Source organism: Corynebacterium nasorum (genome assembly GCF_022347325.1).
Classification (GTDB): Bacteria; Actinomycetota; Actinomycetes; order Mycobacteriales; family Mycobacteriaceae; genus Corynebacterium; species Corynebacterium kefirresidentii.
The window spans coordinates 457,189-476,417 of the sequence record NZ_JAKRDU010000001.1 but is presented as its reverse complement, the minus strand read 5'-3'; the positions used below and the strand labels follow the sequence as shown (position 1 = coordinate 476,417).

The window sequence follows — 19,229 nt, the reverse complement described above, 5'->3', positions numbered from 1 at the left end:
CCCGGATGCGGTGATCGTCAGCCGGGTGTTCGAGGCTGCCTGAGAACGCCGACCCGCAGCGAGCATCAGAGGATGAAGACTGGGTCGTCTCGGCTCTCCGCCTGAAGTTTGCAACAGCACCATGACGAGATTCGCGTCACTTTCACCCTCGCGCCAAGCATCAACACGGTGCAAAACGGCGGCCAGATCGGTCAAATCCCCGCGTTGATCTGACGCGAAATCGACCAACGTTACAGACCAGCCGAGCGCATCGTTTTCAATCTGCTGATACCGCTGCAAGACACCATCAGATAGACTGGAGGGTTGAACTGCGATGTTCCAGTCCTCGTTGCAACTACCAGCGGGGGCTGTTCCCATGCTCATTGGGCATCACCCGCCACGGAGACGGAGTCGCCGTAAATTACCCGTGCTAGCTCAAGGGCGGAAATACGCAGCGTTTTACCATTGCCGCGCGAGCCAGGGACAGCCTGCAGCTCACCACGTGAGAGCATCCTATCGAGTGTGCGACGGGACACACCAGCACGTTCACAGAACTCACCTGCGGTATACGTGCGCAGGAGATCGTTCCTATCCAAAATGATTTCGGACATGCGAAAACCTCGAAGAAGTTAGTTATCCTTCGAGGCCTCACCACGCACCACGCATCTCAGCGTCTAGCGGCACAAGGCTTACTGTTCTGACAGTAGAGACCCAGACGGCCAGTTAATCACCAACGCGACAACATCACGCTGTTAACGTCTGCAAGCCGATTACCCCTGTTGAAGTCTTGGGCGAATTTTCGTATGCCACCAGTGCACCGACAGTGCCGATCAATGTCAATGGTGAACGGCGAGAATCAACCTCCGAACCATCAAGTAGCACGTTTGTAGCACGCAATACAACGATGACACTCGGAACAAGTAAAAAACCCACCGTTACCAGTGGGTTTGTGTTGCTCCTCCAACTGGGCTCGAACCAGTGACCCTTCGATTAACAGTCGAATGCTCTGCCAACTGAGCTATGGAGGAATAAATGATGTACTTCGAACTTGCTGTTCTCTGTGCAACGAGGAATAACTATATAGGGTTCATGCGATTTCAACAAATTGCCAGCACACGGCGGTAAAATGACTGAATTCGTTGTCCTTATGTAGCGGGAACGCGTCAGGAATGGGTCAGGACTCCACTCACGGGGGTTCCTGTGCAAAAATGGTGGGTAAGAAGACTAGTTCTATGGGAACCAGTAAGCTGGAAATAGTGGATCAGTACGCTATTGAGGCTTGAGAGCGACGGATTTAGTACTAACGAAAGAGAGAAAATTGCGGATCCTCATCATTTCGCAGTATTGGTCGCCAGAAAGTAACGTGCCGCAGCGTCGCTGGGAATGGATCGCTAGCATTCTAAAGTCTCAAGGCTACGAGATTAGAGTCATTGCTCCTCCACCGGCTTCTGTTCGACGGGCCTCTATTAAGCACTGGTGGAGCGCATCTCTTTTCCGTCCTCGAACAGAAGAAGAAAAGAATGACGCCGTAGATTTAGTCATCCGGAGTGGGTTTATCCCGTGCGGTGGCTCATTGATACAGCGTGCAATCGGTCAAGCAGGCATCGCTCTGGGGTCTCTCTATGCAGTACTAGTAGAGTTTGGCTTTTGGAAATCTTGGAAGCCTGAATTGGTTATAGGTACAGTGCCGGCTTTGCCAACCGCCGTGGTCGCCTTTGTAGCAGCGAAAATCTCAAGGGCGAAATTGGCTATCGACTTAAGAGACGCCTGGCCCGACCTCTTAGCCTATTCGAGTGAGTGGAATAAGGGGATCAAGAGTGCTTCGCTAAAGCATAAAATCTTGAGCAGAGGGCCGATTCAGTTCGTTAGTTTTGTGGTTGCCAGGACTCTCTACTACGTCTTGGGGAAAGCCCAAGGTGTCATTTTTACGGCAGAAGATTTGAAATTAGATTTTCAGAATCGACCTCAGCTGCGGAAGAACTCAAAGTTTCTGAACAATATGGTTACTATCCGGAATGTTTTTCCCCGAGAGGGATTGGGGCAGAAGAAGGCTCCAGGCTCAGGGGAAGGACCTCTAAAGGTGCTGTATGCCGGCACTATAGGTCGCGCCCAACGACTTCAAAACGTGATTGATGCAGCGGTGATCGCGGCGGAGCGTGGAGTGCCGATTGAGCTAAAGTTCGTGGGCGCAGGAGATGCTCGCTTGTCAGTAAAAGGTTATGCAAAGCAAAGAAAAGTTCCCGCAACTTTCATTAAGCGGAAGTCAGCTGACTCCATCTCAGACTATTACGACTGGGCAGATACCGCGCTTGTCCATTTAACTGATTGGAAGCCATTAGAAAGAACTGTTCCCTCTAAACTGTTCGAGCTTATGGAGTACGGGGTGCCAATAACAGGTGTTGTAGCCGGGGAATCGGTCAGGTTGATCGAGTCCTTGGAAGCCGGTTATGCGGTTCCTCCCGAGTCGCCGGAAGCTCTAGCGAACCTATGGTGTGCCTTAGCTCAGGGCGAATTGTCTCTCAAGGCTAGCGAAAGAGCTAAACATTGGGTTGAGAACGAACGGAACAACGTTGTGCCCAGCTTGATTGCTAAGTTCTTGAAGCAGATGGAGTCATAAGCATGCCTGCTGGAATTGGTCGCTCGGTCATCAAATTTTGGTCCATCAATGTTGTGGGACTTGTACAGGATCCTGTGCGATTTTCGAATCAAATGGTTGAATTCGTGCGCTTAAACTCAGAGTCCAAGGTAGCCCGAGCATGTGTGAAGGGGGCGCACTTTGTACTTTCGGCAATGAGGATCCCCGGGTACGAGACCGCCGAGGCCGGGGAATTGAGTAGGGCGATAAAACAGCTGAAAAAGGCGCGATTCCTTAGGCCATTGACGTTTTCGTTTGAGAGATATCTCCGGGGGAAACTTCTGCAACTCCAGTCAGTTGAGTGCTTTGAGGGAGCAGTTGAACGCAGCGGTAGCGCAGCCGCCCCGCGGGTACTGTTTCATTTCACGAATGCATTGCCCTATACCCAATCTGGATACACGCTTCGGTCTAAAGCACTATTCAAGAGTTTAAGGGCAAGGGGAGTAGAAGCGTTTGCTTGTACGCGCTACGGATATCCGGAGAATATCGGTAGATTCCATCATGGTCCATATTTTGTCAACGATGGTCTCGAATATTTCGTGCTGGGCTCCTTATTTGCTCCGTTTTCAATTACTCGCCAGGAGGATCTGGCCGTCCGCCAACTAGTAAGACTCGCGAGGGAAAAGCAAGTAAACATACTTCACACCACCACCCCGTACACAAACGCGCGCGTGGTGGCTCGCGCAGCCGCTCTACTTGACGTCCCATGGATCTATGAGGTCCGAGGCGAGCCCGAGAGCACGTGGGCTTCGCAGTCTCCAGACCCAGAAAAACGCCGCAGCTCGGAGTTTTTTGAATTAGCGCGTCAGGCCGAAACAGCGGCGATGATGGCTGCAAATCAAGTAATAGCGTTAAGTGAGGTGTCGAAAGAGGACCTAACGCGTCGAGGCGTTCCAGAATCGAAAATCAAGGTCGTTCCGAACGCTCTGGAAGCTGATCAGCTTGAAACTCATACTGACAAAGCGCACGCCCGAAAACGATTGGGCCTAGGCGACGAGTTCTTAATCGGTGCAATTACCTCAGTCGTGGATTACGAAGGGCTAGACATTGCTATAGCTGCGATGAAGGAGATTCCAGACGCGACTCTCATTATCGTAGGAGATGGAGTGGCTCGACCAGGTCTTGAAGACCTAGCCGATGAGCTTGATTTGAATGATCGGGTTGTCTTTACTGGTAAGCAGCCGGCTACTGATATTCACCTTTGGTACGCTGCCTTGGATGTGTTCGTGGTACCGCGGCGAGACGTTGAAGTTTGTAGGAAAGTCACTCCGCTTAAGCCGCTACAGGCGATGGCCTGCGGAGTACCGGTAATCGGAACTGACCTACCAGCGTTAAAGGAAATCACCGGTGGATTAATGGTTGAAGTTGAACCGGATAACCCCTCCGCGCTGGCCAAATCAGTTGATCTAGTCCGGCAGGGGGAACTCATCGTGAATCCTCGGGAGCTTGAAGAATGGGCCAAGAAGCGATCATGGGAGCGGAATGCGCACAGCTTGGAGGGTCTGTACTTAGAGCTACTGAGGGGAAGATGAATGGGGCAAGAACTTTGCGGCCTCAGAATCCAGTAGGATTTTGTGCGGTTTAAACGCCTTCCGTTGCCGCTTGATGATGCGGTCAGCTTCTTCAAGTTTTCCCGTACTAACTCTGTTTCCCCAGACACGGTAAGTTGTAGTTACGGTTTCCGCATCTCCGTCAGCAATCATGTCGCCTTCGTGCAGCCATATGGCACGAGTGCAGTGCGTTTGAATCGTCGCGGCACCATGAGACACGAGAAAGACTGTTCCGGATCCAGCGAGAAACTCGTCCATACGATCCTTAGCCTTAGCTTTGAACGTGGAATCTCCGGTGGAAAGGGCTTCGTCAATTAGTAGTAGCTCGCGTCGAACTGATGTAGAGATCGCAAAAGTCAGGCGAGATTTCATGCCCGACGAATAAGTCTTTAAGGGACGATCGATTGCAGACCGGAGATCCGCCCAATCGATAATCGGATCCACTAGCTTCGAAGATTCCGCTGGGGTTAGCCCCATTGCCAAGAGGCCTAAATTAATATTTTGGCGACCGCTTAAATTTGATTGGAGAGCCGCCCCGACGCCGAGCAAGGTGGGCTGGGAGGAAACAAACACGTCGCCGGAATCGGGCTTTGATGACCCAGCAATCATTCGTAGAAGGGTTGACTTTCCTGAGCCGTTTTTACCCAGGATGCCGATCGATTCTCCAGAATAAGCTACAAAGCTAACGCCTTTTACTGCTTCCACAGTATGCTTCGAAAGTTTTTTGGATAAAACATGCTCAGAACCGGAGCGACTAAGGTAGTAGGACTTCTTGAGATTACGAGCGACAACCGTTGGGTTATTTGACAACTGCGTACCTTTCCTCGGCTTGCCAAAAGTAGAAGTATCCAATAATCAATAGCCCGAATGACCAAGCTGCAATATACAGCCAAGTGCCTAAGGGCGGTACCTCACCGTCCAAAACCAGCTGTCGCACCGCGGTAAGAAACTGGTAAATGGGATTAGCTTGCATGATCGCTTGAATATGGGGATTTTTATCAAATTTACTCAGATCGAAGAATACACCCGAGATGAAAAAGAGACCTCGATTGATGATTCCCACCACTGACTTTAGATCGGGAATAAATGCTGTAGCTCGTCCCACAATGAACATGCAACCGAGCGAGAAGCAGTGGATTAAGAAATACAAGGGAACCACTAGAATGATGGTCCAAGAAATTCCTTTATCGAGCTGAAAAAGAAGTGCGCCTACTATCGCAACCATGGCGGGGATTGCATGGTCGATCATTTGCTTAATAGTCGTTGAAATAGGGACGGCTGCTGTGGGGAAGTTAAAACTGCTAATCAACCCTTTAGATCCACGGATGATGGAAGTGCCAGCTGACAAACCGCCGGTTGCGAATTTGAGGTAAATTACACCGATTGTTAGGAAGCCAATGAAATTGTCCATTCCCCTAGATACGTGAAGAACGTAGCCGAAAATGAAAGCGTAGACTGCCACGTCTAGGATCGGTTGAAGGATAAGCCAAGCGCGTCCGAGGAACATATTTCTACCTCGGCTAAGCGATTTACTGCGTGCATAAGCCGAGATGAAATGTCGGCGGTCAAAAAGACGACGAGTATAAGACGCTAGGTTATCTCGGCTCCGTAGGTTATATAACTGGGAATCGTCAACGAGCTCCAAGTTGCGGAAACTAGCGTCTTTAACGCGCTTGGGCTTTTCTTGTTTTGCGTTGGTTCTCTCGGGAGCACTGTCGCTGTCGTTGTTCAATTGTGATTCCACAATTTCTCCACTGTGATGATTGCTCTGTAGTTACGGTCTAAGCTGTCACTGAGGATAGTCTAGAATCATCGTATGCAGTTAGGAAACTTTGAGCCGGCATCTTCCAAAGAAGAAGCCACGCCTGTCCGTACCTTTATTTTTGGTGGGTGTGTGAGTCGGGACACTGTTGAGTTTGCGAAACACACCGACTTCAAGGTGCTCCGTTATGTGGCGCGTCAGTCTCTACTTTCCGTGGGCTCAGACGCGAAATCCAACATTCCTGATTTCAAACTGAAAAGCTCTTTCCAGCAGCGCATGTTAGAGAGTGATTTGTCGGGAAACCTCATGCGCGAGATATCGAAGAAAAACGGTATTGATGTTTTTGTCTGGGACTTGGTCGTTGAACGGACCGGGGTTTGGGAGTTTCCAGATGGGAGCATTGCTACCAATAGCGCGGAACTCAGGCGGCTGGAGGGCATGCCCCAAATTCTGAAAAAGGCCAGAAAGATTCCTTTCGGGTCCGCCGAGCACTTCCAGCGTTGGCAGGGGGCTGCAGCTTTATTTACTGAGTTTTTGGATTTTCTTGGGTTGAAGCAAAAATGCCTAGTCTTGGCACCGGAATGGGCCGAGTATCGCTCAGACAATAAGAAGACTGGCCGGATACGTGGTTTATCTGCCTCGCAGTATAATGAGATGTTCCGTAGATATTACGTGGTTCTAGAAAGGCTGGGGATTACTGTGTCAAGGATCGACGGCACAGTAGCTGACGAGAACCATAAGTGGGGAAATGCACCATTCCACTTCACTCGTTCGGCGTATGCTTCGATGGAGTACGAGATTAAGAAATCAGTGCACCAGACCAGGAATTAGCGGCATAGATATGAAACTAGAAGGTTTGCTGGCTTCCTTGCTGAAGAGAGCTCGTCAAATCCCGCACGGTATTAGAGCGCGAGTATACTGGGGGCGTTCCAGAGTCGAAGCGACTGTGGGTACTCGCTTTCTCGGACCGGAATTGGACGAAAACGCGAAATCCACCCTGCAAGGAGCTTGGCGCGGGTTGTCAGACGCTGCGGTGGGAGAGAAACGGCGAACGTCTAGCAGTAGCGGGGAAGTGCGGGCTTTTTCGCGTGGATATGAGTTCAGCAACCAAGGGTTCCTTCAACCACCGCCTTCACCGCGTTGGAAGGAGCTGGCTCTAGGTGAGGGGCGCCTTCGGGTTGAAGAAAACCTTCCTGTTGCATTGGCCCAGAAACGTGGAGTCTCAGTTGCCGTGCTGGGGCTTGCTATCGACTCGGAGGAAGGAATATCTGATAGCGACCTCATCGCTGACCGTATTGCTGATTTAATATTGTCTGGAAATAGCCTCGAGGCGATTGATGAGTATGTCCTGTGGCTAGGGGGCCGGTTCGTCCTTATCGCCGGGTGTGAAGACCAGTGGCGTATTCACGTAGATGCAATGGCAAGCAGAAGTTGTTACTGGACCGTCAGAAATAAACAACTTTTCGCTGCATCGCATTCTGCGTTGGTCGCTAGAGAGATAGAAGAATTCTCGAGGAAGCGGGCATATTGGGTTCTTTCAAATCCTGACTATGTGAGTGCTGCGGGAAAATGGTTGCCAGGCCGCATAACGCCGCATGATTGCACCGAGCTAGTAAGTGCTAATTGTGTGCTGTCTTTTGACGGGGAAAGGGCCCTGCACTCCCGCATTTTCCCATTGGAAAAGCACCGAGTATCCGCGGAATATTCGCCAAAAGAGGTCGCTCGCATTCTGATTGGTGAGCTTAGGGTGCAGACTTCGGCGTGGCTCAATACCTCTGGTAAAACCTATCTCGCTTTGACCTCAGGCCAAGATTCTTTGGTAGTGCTGTTGTCGTGTATTGATCTTTTCCAAAAGCACTTCACCAAAGCTATGACCTACATTTTCGCGGAGAGAAAGGATCCTTTAGGGATCAATGACCTCCAAGGAGCCAATTTCCTAGCTATGCTGTCTGGTCTGCAACACAAGGTAGTGAAAGTGGAACCGTTCATTTTTGAAGGAAAGTTTGCTTCCGCGTACAAACGATCGTTTCCTACTTGGGCTCGTTTTCCGGCTTTAGCCAAATCTTTGTGGCAGAACTTCCCCAAAGAATCCGTAGTCCTTTTTGGGATCGGTGGTGAAATCGGCACAGTCTTTTATAAAGATAGGACCGAGAGTCCGGTTAACGGCGAAATCCTAGCCGGAAAGTTTACGACGAGTAAATTCTCCTCCAATTCTCGCCTTGTCGCAGAGATGGAGGAGTACATAGCTTATACCCAGCTAGATTCAGTCTCCCCGTCGCTTGCAAGCTTCTATGACCTCTATTATTGGGAAAATCGGATGACCAGTTGGGCGGCTGCGGGATACTCCGAATATGAGTTAGGGCCCTCAATAGGTCTTCCGTTAAATACTAGGAGAATAATCTGGCCAATGCTCAACTTGTCGTACGAGAATCGGTTAAACAAAGCGGCGTACAAAACAATAATTCGTTGGAGTGGGTGGCCTCTGTGACTCAAAATGGAAGATTAAACAAGATGGTGAATAAAACTGAATATTATTTTAAACGGGCGCGTCAGGTGGCCCGAGATGAAGGCCCTTCTGAATTAATACGCCAGACTAAAAGGCGATTTAACGTAGGAACGGTAAGCAAAAGGACCGCTACGTTTGACCCACTGGCAGTAACCGCCCAAGGGAAAACTAACAGGACAAGCCCATTCAAGGACCTACGCGTTGGCGTAATCATGGATGAATTTTCTCTCCTGGCATGGGGAGAGGAATTTTCAATCGTGCCAATCTTGCCTGGGGAAGAATCGAAACTTAAATCCTATGAGCTTGATTTATTCTTGGTCGAGAGTGCTTGGGACGGAAATGGAGGAGCCTGGAAGTACCAATTGACTGGCGGTTCCGCTCCCAGCACCGCGCTTTCCGTGATCGTCGAGCAATGCAAACAACTTGGGATTCCTACGGCCTTCTGGAATAAAGAGGACCCTCCCCATTTTGAGGAATTCTTAGATACTGCGCGGTTGTTTGATTTCGTGTTTACGAGCGATGTCAATTTGGTAGATGCCTATAAGCACGCGTTGGGGCATGATCGAGTGTGGCCTTTGAGCTTTGCTGCTCAGCCTGCGATTCATAACCCTATCCGGAATGATATGCCTAACTATCAGAAAGGAGACGTGGCTTTTGCGGGCATGTATTTTGCTCACAAATATCCAGAACGCCGTGAGCAAATGGAGATGCTGCTGGGCGGAGCTATGGACGCATCAGGGCATCTTGAAGACGGTCTCCGTATCTTCTCTAGATTCGAGGGAAAAGACGAGCGCTATCTCTTCCCGCAGCCGTTTTCCCAAAGAGTCGTGGGGTCTCTGCCGTACGAAAAAATGATTGCGGCTTACAAGAATTTCAAAGTCTTCCTAAATGTGAACTCTGTAGTTGACAGTCCCAGTATGTGCTCCCGTAGAGTGTTTGAACTTCTTGCTTCTGGCACGCCTGTAGTCTCTACATGGAGCAAGGCACTTGAGGAGACTTTTCCTTCTACTGAATTAGTGCTTGTAGATAGTAGGGAAGAAGCCACGTTGTCTATTCGTGCCTTGGTTAATTCTCCTGAGTTGAGAGACAGGCTGGTACATCGGGCGCAAAGAAGGATCTGGGAGAGCCATACCTATACAACTCGGGCAATGGAGGTTTTGGAACGAGTTAGTCCCTCTGAATCTGAAGGTCTGAAGACTAAACCAAAAGTTAGTGTTATTTGCTCTACGGTGCGGGAAGGGCAATTGAAGCATGTATTTGAGCAGGTAGGTCGGCAATCCGGAGTGGATGTCGAGCTGATTTTGGTTCTGCACGGGATTCAAGTTGGTGACAAGGAGATTGCAAACTTCGCTGAGGAGGCGAAAGTTCATCAATACCGTGTACTTAGGGAGGAGCGAAGTTCCTCGCTAGGAGAGTGCTTAAATGCAGGTATCGCTGCTTCGTCAGGCGATTTCATCGCCAAGTTTGATGATGATGATTTTTACTTTGCTTCATATCTTTTGGATATGTATAACTCGTGGTCCTTTTCTGGTGCTGACCTGGTAGGCAAACAGGCAAACTATGCGTTTTTGGGCAATGAAGAATTGCTGATAGTTAGGCGGCCGGAGAGGGAACATCGCTGGACGAACTTCGTAGCTGGCCCTACTTTCTTCGGTCCCCGCAATACGTTTGCGGAAAATAAATTTGAGGCGCGTTCCCGAGGGGAAGACACTGCGTTTATTCGTTCTCTTTTGAGGAAAGGGGGGAAAATATATTCCACAGACCGCTTCAACTTTGTTCAGATGAGAAATGCTGGACAACATACTTGGGAAGTCTCAAATGCATCGTTTTTGGCTAATGGGCAGGTCGTGGGGATTGGTCGGAATTTCGAGGCTGTTGAATGCTAGATGGACCGCGTGCTCCCCAAGGGTTTTCGATGTAGGAGCGTCCCCTTTGTGGAATAATACACTGCGGTTCTTAAACGTCGAATTAAAATTTGAAAATACTTTTTCTCCCGAGGAGGGGTTTTAGTGAGCATTGAAGAGAAACAATTGGGACCCATAAACAAGGTTTGTGTTGTTGGGCTGGGATACATTGGTCTCCCGACTGCAGCTTTTATCGCTGATTCTGGTATCTCCGTAGTGGGGGTGGACATCAATGAGCGCCATGTGGAGAAGATCAACAATGGTGAAATGCCCTTTTTTGAACCTGGCTTCGAAGCTTTATTAAAAAGCGTAGTCGCCGATGGACATCTCAAGGCTGATACAGAAGTAGCGGAAGCAGACGCGTTCATTGTGGCTGTCCCGACGCCGTTCAATGATGACTATTCAGTCAATATGTCCTACATCGAAGCGGCAGCGAAGAATATTGCTCCTGTGCTTCGACCGGGGGCGCTCGTGGTCCTAGAATCAACCTCCCCTCCAGGGACCACTGAAAAGATGGCTGAGATTCTTTTAGCCGAAAGGCCGGACCTATCGACGGATCCTGAAAGTGCTAACCGTCTCTTAGTCGCACACTGCCCTGAGCGGGTATTACCGGGCAAGATTATGGAGGAGATGGCCGCTAATGACCGAGTTATCGGAGGCCTAAATCCCCTGTCGACGGATAGGGCGAAACAGCTATACTCCTCTTTCTGCAATGGCGAGATGCTATTGACGAATGCAACAACCGCTGAGATGGCAAAGCTGACCGAGAACTCGTTCAGGGACGTGAATATTGCCTTTGCAAACGAGCTGTCAATCATCTCAGACAAGCTTGGAATTGATGTTTGGGAATTGATTGAACTCGCCAACCATCACCCACGAGTCAATATTCTGAATCCGGGCCCTGGTGTGGGTGGCCACTGCATTGCAGTTGATCCTTGGTTCATTGTTTCTTCGGCTCAGGAGGAAGCCAAGCTGATCCGTACGGCGAGGGAGGTTAATGACGGCAAGCCTGCCTACGTTATTGCCAAAATTACTGAAGCAGTCGAGGCCGAAGGCGCAGATTCAATCGCCGCACTGGGAATAGCATTTAAGCCGGATATCGATGATTTGAGAGAATCCCCTGCTCTGTCTATCGTGCAACAAATGGCCGAGAAGTGGCCGGAGAAAAACATCCTAGTAGCTGAGCCTAATGTGAATGAGCTGCCCGAGAGTCTAACCGCATATCAAAACGTGCAGCTAGTTGACGCTTCTCACGCGATATCTTCAAGCCCCGTGGTTGCTGTCTTAGTGGACCATACACCTTTCAAGAGTCTCGAAAAGAGCGTCTTGGAAGGAAAGAATGTCGTTGACACACGTGGCATGTGGAGCTGATCCTAGGGATGAAGAGGTTGGAATCCGGCAAGTCGCTTGCAAGTCTTGCCGTGTTAGCCGCTGTGTTGTTAATTGCCGCGGTGCTGTCAAGCAACTTAGTTCGCGCTGGGCTGTTGATTTTGGCGGTGGTAGTAGCGGCTTTGATCTTGATTTTAAGCGTTTCTTGGGCACGACGAGTAGAGGCACAACGCCGACAGGATTACCGCAATGTAATGTCCGTTGCTAAAGAGTTGTCGCTGCTCCGAAACATGTCGGGAAGTATAGCCAAATCGCGAGAGAGTCAACGCTTTCAAGAAGAACAACTAACCCAAATCAATTCCGCGGTCGAGGAATGGCGCCACGGTGAGACGGGTTCAGGGGGCGCAATCTCAGAACCTTTATCCTATTTTTCCCCTAGGCGTATCTCTGCATCGAAGCCCGTGGAGAAACCCAACTCTCATGTGGCCGGGCGACAGGCGGCGCTGCAAGACACTGGTGAGGGGTCCAAGGAAAAGCTACGGGAACTCCTTTATCCTTCCAACGAAATGACTCGAGTAGTGGCCGTTTTGGGCTCTTCCGACCTCCGTGAAAGTCTCTCGGGCTTCTGCTCCGTCCGGAAAATAGATTCTGCCGTTGACCTAGCGAAGGCAGGGAACGACATTTCTTGTCTTGTTATCGAAGAGGCGTCTTTAACCTGTGGTCGCTGGTTTGGGAGTCTGTCAGCTCAAGGGACGCATCTTTTTCAGGAGCTCCATAGCCAGATTGTGAAAGCGCAACGAAAGAATAATGTCCTTACGGCGGTCGTGGCTAATGCACCGGCCTCACATATGACGAGCGTTTTGCGTGGCACCGCTGATGTTGTGCTTCCTAAGAAGCCAGGACAAGATTCTCGGGGCGCCGAAATGGCGAACCCAGTGATAAAGGCTATCGACGCATACGCGTGTAAGTGAGGTTAAGAAGTGAGCACCGCTGTAGTTTATGGGGACATTAGCCCGAATGTTGTAGATGGCTCGTCGATCTGGCTCATGTCAATAACCGAAACGCTCTCAAAGACATGCGACGAGGTTCATCTCCAGCTCAAAATGAAGCCGGATAACTATCGTCTCCTACAGTCCGTAGACAAAATTGAAAACGTCGTCCTACATCTTCCTCCGGACACCAGTTCTCCACTCAACGAGGAAGCCGCGGTTCCTGTCCTTGAATCGTTGGTCGACAAAGTTGGTGCTGACATCCTCGTTTCTCGAGGACTGAATTTGGCACACACATTAAGTCGCTCTTTGACCTTGGCGCCGATACTTTGGGCTTATATAACGGATCTTCCTTTCCCAATTACCAAGCTTTCTAAAACCAATGTAGGCCGTTTGCAAAGAATCTCGGCGAACTCTCGGAGAGTATTTGTACAAACTGAAGCGGCCCGAAGCTATCTAGAATCGATCGCTCCATTCGCGGCAGGGAAGACCTGCTTGATGCTCCCAATGGTACCGAGTGAGGCGTTTTCCAAGGAAAAGCGCGGGGAGAACTACGAACAGTCGGACAAGCTCCGCATTGTCTATGCGGGAAAGATGGCTAAGGACTGGAAGACACTCGAAATGCTGGAAATCCCCAAGCATCTCAGAAAGTTGGGAATCGAGTCAGAGCTATTAGTTGTCGGCGACAAGATAAATAGGGATAAGAGCGATCCTTCTTGGCACCTCCAGATGAAAGAGGCGCTAGAGAAGGCAGCGGCAGATGCTGATAGCGGAGTTGAATGGTTAGGTGGTGTATCTCGGGATGAATCCATGGCAGCCATTTCGTCCGCCCATATTGGATTAGGTTGGCGGACAGCGGTACTAGATTCAAGCCTAGAGGTTTCCACAAAGGCGTTAGAATATTCTGCTCTTGGAACTCCTGCCTTAGTTAATTTTAACGATGACACCCGTGCTCTCTTCGGTAGCGATTATCCATTCTTTATTGATGCGCAAGCTACCGCAGTGGATGCTGCAAAGGTCATTGCGAAAACCGCAAACTCTATTGACCTAATGAGCCCAAAGGTTCGGGGCAAGGTAGCAAACTTTTCAATGGATTCAGCGGTAGAGCGTCTAACTGGCTACTTCGAAGCGGCCGGCATAGTCCGTTCTAGTAACCGTTCGGTGCCTATGGATGCGATTAAGGTCGTAATCGCTTCCCACGATTTCAAGTTCATGGGCGAATTAGTGGATGCGCTTGAGAAGGATCCTCGGTTCATACTCGAGAAGGACGTTTGGTCGTCTCTGCATCAGCATGACGAAGAACGCAGCCGAAACCTGGTCAATTGGGCGGACGTTGTATTTTGCGAATGGTGTGGTCCGTCAGTTCGGTGGTATGCAGAGCATAAGCGACCAGGGCAGAGGCTAATTAGTCGTCTACATGGATTCGAACTTCGTGGTCCCGGCCCATGGATGAAGGAAATCGACTGGCAAGGCGTGGACGAATTGATTTTCGTTTCGCAGCATTACGAGGAAATGGCGCTGGAACGACTTCCACTGCAATCCACGGCTACTCGGGTAATTCCAAATGCAATTGATTTAGTGGACTTTGACCGGGAAAAGCTTTTTGGTGCTCAGTTCCATATTGGTCTGGTCGGCTACGTTCCCTTCTTAAAGCGACCAGATAGAGCTGTTTCATTCTTTGAAGAGCTATTGGAACACGACGACCGGTACGTCCTTCACATAAGAGGCAGGGCCCCTTGGGAATACCCTCACGAATGGAGTAAGCCGCTGCAGAAGCAGTTGTATCTAGATTTTTTCTCTTCTATTGCCTCGAACGAGCGACTACGGGATCACGTAGTGTTTGAAGATTTTGGGCCAGATATGGCGTCTTGGTTTAGGAAGATCGGCATTGTGTTGTCGCCAAGTGATGTGGAAAGTTTCCATCTTGCGCCTGCAGAAGGAATGGCCTCGCGTGCGGTCCCCATCGTGTGGGAGAGAGATGGGGCGAAGAACATTTTTGGTCCGTATGTAGATGAGGGTAGTGACCTCGCAATCGATCGCGTACTCGCCCTACGTGAACCGGAGACATTTGCAGAAGAGGGCCAAAAGGCACGTGAATACGCCTCCCGTTGGGGAGTTAAGAAAATTATTTCCGAATGGATCGATGCCTTGACTGGGCAAAATGTTGCTGTCAAGGAGTCTGAGCGTACGGAAACTATCTAGGAGCTAGGATGTCCATTTACCTTTTGGCGGTGCCTAAGAAGAAGCTTCGCTCTACCGTTTCTGACGACCTTGCAGAGCATAATTCCGAACTGCTACGTCGGTGCTTCCAGAAATACCGCAGTTTGGTCAGTGATCACTATCGGAGTGAAATAAAAGTTTCCACACCGGGACAGAATGGGACTGCATCTATAGGTGTGTGGAAAAGGACGAACGAGTCGAACCGCGTCGTCGCAAAGAAAGACTGGTGGGCGCATTCGAGCGGCCAGGATGTTTCCGAGCTCCTGTTCGAGAAGGTGTCCAGGCGTGGCGGCGAGGTTGTTTACACCGATCCTGTTTGGGGCAGCTATACGGCGATCTGGGGTGAGCGCTATCGCGATCGCGTCATACTATGGAACACAATTCCGGCTCTAGAAGCGGTACATTATGCGGAGACGGAAGATTATGTTTTCGCTAGCAACAGACCACTTCTTGCTGCAGTAGCAAGAGCAGAGGGAGAAGCTTCTCCAGTGGCATTGGAAACTGACTTTTTAGATCAGTATTTGATGTTTGGGTTTAACCTCGATGCCGTATCTCCGTTTGAAGGCGTATCTACGATTGCAGTGGACGAGGCACTCGAGGTTAATGGCGGAGAAGTAAAGATTATTCCTCGTCCAGCAGGTCTAACCGCGAATCTCCCTAACCTTCACTCTGAAGAGGAAGCAGCTGAAGCACTCGCCGACGCGCTAAAGGCCTCTGCTCAGAGAGCATTAGCGAAATTTTCGGGCAAGAACGTTCAACTACGAATGAGTGGCGGTAAAGACAGCCGGCTATTGCTCGGACTAGTTAAGGACTCGGAGCAATCTGTCTATGGGGTAACCTTTGGCAAGCCGAATGATGAAGAAGTCCGAGTGGCGCATAATTTGTGCCGAGCAGCTAAAAAGAACTTGGAAGTAACTGCACCAGCCCCAGTTGATCGGTCAAGCTTGGCGGAAAAGGTTGATCGAACAATTCTCATGTCTGATGGCATCCCGGCTTCTGAACCGCATACTTCTATTTATTATGGCTCCTCGCCGCGTGTTGCCGGTGACGCAATCATGCTGGGGCAGTGGCCACTAATGAAGGGCGGTCAGGCAAAGAAGCTGCACTATTCTGGGTCGGGCTTGCAAAACGCTTTGCGACGACAAGCCGGGTGGTTCGTAAACGAGGGAATCCGAGCGCAGTACGCTTATTTCCTTGAACAATGGCAGCGTGAAGTAGAGACGTCTATCGACCTCGAGTACTTGTATCTCTTTGCCCGAAACTTTAGGTCGGGACGTTGGCTGCATGCACACATAAACCTTTACGAGCGTGATGCAGTCATTGCTTATCCAATCGCTGATGAAGAGGTCGCTGCGATTTCTGACGCTATGACGATGTCAGAGAAGGTTTCACAGCGCGTTCTCTTTAGGGCCTTAGAAATGATTTGGCCCGAAGCGAACCGAATTCCTTTGTCCAACGGCAATAAATGGCGGTTTGAGAGTGCTGGTCCGGTGGAGAATCTTGGAGAAGATTCCTTTGCCGAGCGATATGCCGAAGTTCCTGCTCACGAAAGCGATGAATTCTTACAGGTGGATCCTCGGCTTAAAGATTCAAAAGCGATAGAGTACACCAAGGCTGTGGCCGTTCAGATGGCCAGAGAATTGGTGGAATCTGCTAACTGGGATCTGCTCATTTCAAAGGTCACTCCCGAATTTGGGAAAATCTTGGAAGCGGCCGCGAACGGAGAACTTATCGTTCCCGAAAAGTCGTCTCAAAGAGAGATCGTGAAATTCATTTGGCGTTTGTACGTGGCTGATCGTTGGCTGCGGAAGGAATGGCTAGCGGCGAAAGATGGTTAGCCCAAGGCTGTAGGTCGGTGAACATGATGTGCTCATGCTCACCGACCTCACTTTAGTCTTCGGTGGGAAATAGCTGCAGCTTTAGTTTGCAGAAGTCATGGCGAGAGGAAAGCATTTGCTTTTCTTTCAATGAGAAGGTCTCTTCTGTGCCTTTTGCAAACTTGTGCTGGGCGTAGTACGAGTCCAGATAGTGCGCGATGGGGTTTATAGACTCCCCGTAAGTGGGGTAGATAAAGGAGGTCGCGTGAGGGAAAGAGTTGACTTCCAAAACTCGTGGCATGTCGTCTTTCAAACTACGCACCATGATATCGACGCCGCCAGTGTATAGACCCGGAATCGCGGCAACTGCTCGAACAGCGGTGTCCCTAATTTCCTCTGAAATGATATCGGTGATATTTGCAGTTTCAGCACCGAAAGAAATATTAGAGATTGCGCTGAGGAGAACGCGTTCTCCTGCTTCGGGAATATCTGAGAAAGACAATGAATTGGAGCGCATGAACGCTTCCATGTTCGCGTTTCGGCGAAGAAGTCGCTTGCTTCGTGCGCGGTCCTTCTGACGCTCGTCATTTTTAAGCGCCATCAGTTCTTCGATGTTGTGGGTTCCGTCGCCGGTAACGTAGGCAGGGATTCGGATGATTGAACCGAAAAACTCTCCCTCCACAACGGTGACGCGCAATTCAAAACCGTCAACCATTTCTTGGACAATTACCGAGGGCTCTCGCTTTCGTTCCTTTTGCATCTCCACGCATTCGTGGAAGCGCTCTTTGAAGTCCTGTTCAGTAACGTTAAGAAAAACTCCGAGACCTTGGGAGAAGCTTGGTGCTTTGACCACGACTTCTCTCCGGCCTTGAGTAAAAGCGGTGTCGAAGGCGTCGTCAGCCTCGTCCGGTCCAAAAACCTGGTACCAAGGAACATTAATGCCAGCGGCGTGCAGGATTTTTTGTGTTTTTACTTTGTTCTGGCAGATTCGTCCAGCTGTCTTAGTGCAGGTAGGTACGTTCCAAGGAGTAACTACTCCGATGGGATCATCTGCAGAATCCTTTAGAGTGATATACGGACGGTTCTTTTTCGAGCGGTCAATATGGAAGTTGCGCCCCGAGCGGCGGACAGTCCGAATCCACGCGTTGTGTATGCCCGTGGTGTAACCATCTTGCCAATAATTTTGTTCAAGGCTGGGCAGAGAATCCAGAATATGGTTTAAGTGCTCGGTACGCATGTAGTTCCAATCATCTGAGCTAGGAGTGGGTTGCTTATCGCACAGATTTTAGCAACGAGGTCAGGCTGACAAGTTAGTTCGCCTTGGTCCTCACTATTAAGCCCGAGGCGGTGCAGAGATTTAGCGGTGTTACGCCGACCCAGCAACGCCTAGAGCCTTAACTAGTGCCTAAGAGTAGAGCAGCTGTGTTCGCTCGATCTGGTCGACAATATAACTGGCCGCATTAACAGGCTCGCCGTAGCTTACATAGTGGTGGATGTCGAAGAAAGGCTGCGTATTGATCTCTAGAACTGTGATGTCGGCGTCAGGCTGCAAGGAAGAGGTGAAAATGTCTACTCCCACTGTTCCCGTCCCTGGGAAGGCCCGAGCAGCGCGCTCTGCAACCGCGATGTGTTGACGAGAAATTTTATCGATGACATTAAGCGTGAAGCCGCCGCCACCTACGGAGGATATTGGATTTAGAACGACTACTTCGCCGTGCTCGGGCACTTGCTCGAGTGTCCAAGGGCTTTCGGCCAGCCAATCTTCATCTATGTTTATCTCCGTAGATTTTAGGTAAGCATCGGCTTGTCGGCGTTGGAGCTCGAGATCCACCAGTTCTTGAACCGTATGCTTCCCGTCACCTACTACAAATGCGTTTAGCCTAGAGCAAGCAACGCGTACACGGCCACCGATGACTAAGACGCGTATATCGAAACCAGCGAAGTATTCTTCGATTACAATTTCATCGCCGTAGCCGCTGTCAGCTGCTTTAGACCAAGCCTTTTCAAAGGTCTCGGTATCTTTGATATTGAGAGACACGCCGCGCCCTCGGGTACCGCCATTCGGCTTAACTACGACAGGGCGATCTTGCGCCTTAAAATATTCGAGGGCCTCAGCTTTAGTGGCTGAATTGAACTTCTGGCCGTTAGGCGTCGGCACGTTATTGGCTTGAAGAGTCAATTTTGTGGCCTGTTTGTCGTTGGAAACCCTTCTAGCGAACATGCTCTGGGTAGATGGGCCGTGATAAACGGTTCCTCCCACCGTTTTACCGTTATTCAAAAATATCCATGTGCCGTCTTTGACTTTTTGGGTCTCCCAGCCGCGGGACCTCGCTTCGCCCAGCATAAGTTTTGTGCGGGACTTAATCCGGTCATAAGTATTGATTGGCAGCTTTGGTTTCAAAATTTCGTCATTTACCAAAGCAATTAGGTTTCTAGGATCGTAGCTCACGTAGGCATAGTACATTTAAGATTCTCGCTTTTGTACCGACTAACTCACTAAAACTTATTCACTAGTTCGCCCCATCGATGACCCCTTCA

At 50.0% G+C, this 19,229-nt stretch carries 15 protein-coding genes and 1 tRNA gene; 9 read left to right on the top strand and 7 right to left on the bottom strand.

Annotated elements, in window-relative coordinates:
• The 3 genes from MHK05_RS02250 to MHK05_RS02240 form a co-directional block, all read right to left on the bottom strand.
• Positions 1-363: hypothetical protein (locus MHK05_RS02250; protein ID WP_239204536.1), on the bottom strand; the 363-nt coding region annotated here is incomplete at its 3' end.
• The gene (locus tag MHK05_RS02245; RefSeq protein ID WP_086587306.1) at positions 360-590 is read right to left on the bottom strand and encodes a helix-turn-helix domain-containing protein; all 231 of its coding nucleotides are present in this window, start codon (positions 588-590) and stop codon (positions 360-362) included. The genes MHK05_RS02245 and MHK05_RS02250, both read right to left, overlap by 4 nt.
• A gap of 344 nt (positions 591-934) precedes the next feature.
• Positions 935-1,007: transfer RNA gene (locus tag MHK05_RS02240), tRNA-Asn, on the bottom strand.
• Positions 1,008-1,258: 251 nt separating this feature from the next.
• On the opposite strand from MHK05_RS02240, the gene MHK05_RS02235 reads away from it, so the two are divergent.
• Together MHK05_RS02235 and MHK05_RS02230 are read left to right on the top strand one after the other, a co-directional pair.
• Positions 1,259-2,596: a glycosyltransferase family 4 protein gene (locus MHK05_RS02235; protein WP_239204534.1), complete on the top strand. Its 1,338-nt coding sequence runs from the start codon at positions 1,259-1,261 to the stop codon at positions 2,594-2,596.
• Positions 2,597-2,598: 2 nt separating this feature from the next.
• Positions 2,599-4,146: a glycosyltransferase family 4 protein gene (locus tag MHK05_RS02230; RefSeq protein WP_239204532.1), complete on the top strand. Its 1,548-nt coding sequence runs from the start codon at positions 2,599-2,601 to the stop codon at positions 4,144-4,146.
• On the opposite strand, the gene MHK05_RS02225 is transcribed toward MHK05_RS02230, so the two are convergent.
• Both MHK05_RS02225 and MHK05_RS02220 read right to left on the bottom strand, forming a co-directional pair.
• Positions 4,129-4,974 (bottom strand): ABC transporter ATP-binding protein, encoded by an 846-nt coding sequence (locus MHK05_RS02225; RefSeq protein ID WP_239204530.1) that lies wholly within the window; start codon positions 4,972-4,974, stop codon positions 4,129-4,131. The genes MHK05_RS02230 and MHK05_RS02225 overlap by 18 nt on opposite strands.
• Positions 4,964-5,908, bottom strand: coding sequence for an ABC transporter permease (locus MHK05_RS02220; RefSeq protein WP_284835806.1), 945 nt, complete (start codon positions 5,906-5,908; stop codon positions 4,964-4,966). The genes MHK05_RS02225 and MHK05_RS02220 overlap by 11 nt, the downstream gene beginning before the upstream one ends.
• A gap of 72 nt (positions 5,909-5,980) precedes the next feature.
• On the opposite strand from MHK05_RS02220, the gene MHK05_RS02215 reads away from it, so the two are divergent.
• The 7 genes from MHK05_RS02215 (at position 5,981) to MHK05_RS02185 (ending at position 16,712) form a co-directional block, all read left to right on the top strand.
• Positions 5,981-6,757 carry a DUF6270 domain-containing protein gene (locus MHK05_RS02215; protein ID WP_239204528.1) on the top strand — a complete coding sequence of 259 codons (777 nt, stop codon included), beginning with the start codon at positions 5,981-5,983 and terminating at the stop codon, positions 6,755-6,757.
• 10 nt (positions 6,758-6,767) lie between these two features.
• Positions 6,768-8,414 carry a hypothetical protein gene (locus MHK05_RS02210; RefSeq protein WP_239204526.1) on the top strand — a complete coding sequence of 549 codons (1,647 nt, stop codon included), beginning with the start codon at positions 6,768-6,770 and terminating at the stop codon, positions 8,412-8,414.
• Positions 8,411-10,318, top strand: a complete 1,908-nt coding sequence (locus tag MHK05_RS02205) for a glycosyltransferase family protein (protein ID WP_239204524.1) — start codon at positions 8,411-8,413, stop codon at positions 10,316-10,318. The genes MHK05_RS02210 and MHK05_RS02205 overlap by 4 nt, the downstream gene beginning before the upstream one ends.
• A gap of 123 nt (positions 10,319-10,441) precedes the next feature.
• Positions 10,442-11,707 carry a UDP-N-acetyl-D-mannosamine dehydrogenase gene (wecC, locus tag MHK05_RS02200; protein WP_284815461.1) on the top strand — a complete coding sequence of 422 codons (1,266 nt, stop codon included), beginning with the start codon at positions 10,442-10,444 and terminating at the stop codon, positions 11,705-11,707.
• 8 nt (positions 11,708-11,715) lie between these two features.
• The gene (locus MHK05_RS02195; protein WP_239204522.1) at positions 11,716-12,636 is read left to right on the top strand and encodes a hypothetical protein; all 921 of its coding nucleotides are present in this window, start codon (positions 11,716-11,718) and stop codon (positions 12,634-12,636) included.
• A gap of 9 nt (positions 12,637-12,645) precedes the next feature.
• On the top strand, positions 12,646-14,856 hold the full coding sequence (locus tag MHK05_RS11895) for a glycosyltransferase (RefSeq protein ID WP_239204520.1): 2,211 nt from the start codon (positions 12,646-12,648) through the stop codon (positions 14,854-14,856).
• An 8-nt stretch (positions 14,857-14,864) separates the two neighbouring features.
• Complete coding sequence (locus MHK05_RS02185; protein WP_239204518.1) at positions 14,865-16,712, top strand: hypothetical protein; 1,848 nt, start codon at positions 14,865-14,867, stop codon at positions 16,710-16,712.
• Between the two features lie 52 nt (positions 16,713-16,764).
• On the opposite strand, the gene MHK05_RS02180 is transcribed toward MHK05_RS02185, so the two are convergent.
• A complete protein-coding gene (locus MHK05_RS02180) occupies positions 16,765-17,928 on the bottom strand; it encodes a hypothetical protein (protein WP_239204516.1) in 1,164 nt (387 codons plus the stop codon).
• A 168-nt stretch (positions 17,929-18,096) separates the two neighbouring features.
• The gene (locus MHK05_RS02175) at positions 18,097-19,140 is read right to left on the bottom strand and encodes an ATP-binding protein (RefSeq protein ID WP_239204514.1); all 1,044 of its coding nucleotides are present in this window, start codon (positions 19,138-19,140) and stop codon (positions 18,097-18,099) included.
• Positions 19,141-19,229: the final 89 nt, after the last annotated feature.

What these genes read in the sequence shown, in the direction of transcription:
- MHK05_RS02245 (WP_086587306.1), bottom strand. Translation starts at nt 590, where the DNA reads ATGTCCGAAATCATTTTGGATAGGAACGATCTCCTGCGCACGTATACC.
- MHK05_RS02180 (WP_239204516.1), bottom strand. Translation starts at nt 17,928, where the DNA reads ATGCGTACCGAGCACTTAAACCATATTCTGGATTCTCTGCCCAGCCTT.
- MHK05_RS02215 (WP_239204528.1), top strand. Translation starts at nt 5,981, where the DNA reads ATGCAGTTAGGAAACTTTGAGCCGGCATCTTCCAAAGAAGAAGCCACG.
- MHK05_RS02230 (WP_239204532.1), top strand. Translation starts at nt 2,599, where the DNA reads ATGCCTGCTGGAATTGGTCGCTCGGTCATCAAATTTTGGTCCATCAAT.
- MHK05_RS02185 (WP_239204518.1), top strand. Translation starts at nt 14,865, where the DNA reads ATGTCCATTTACCTTTTGGCGGTGCCTAAGAAGAAGCTTCGCTCTACC.
- MHK05_RS02210 (WP_239204526.1), top strand. Translation starts at nt 6,768, where the DNA reads ATGAAACTAGAAGGTTTGCTGGCTTCCTTGCTGAAGAGAGCTCGTCAA.
- MHK05_RS02195 (WP_239204522.1), top strand. Translation starts at nt 11,716, where the DNA reads ATGAAGAGGTTGGAATCCGGCAAGTCGCTTGCAAGTCTTGCCGTGTTA.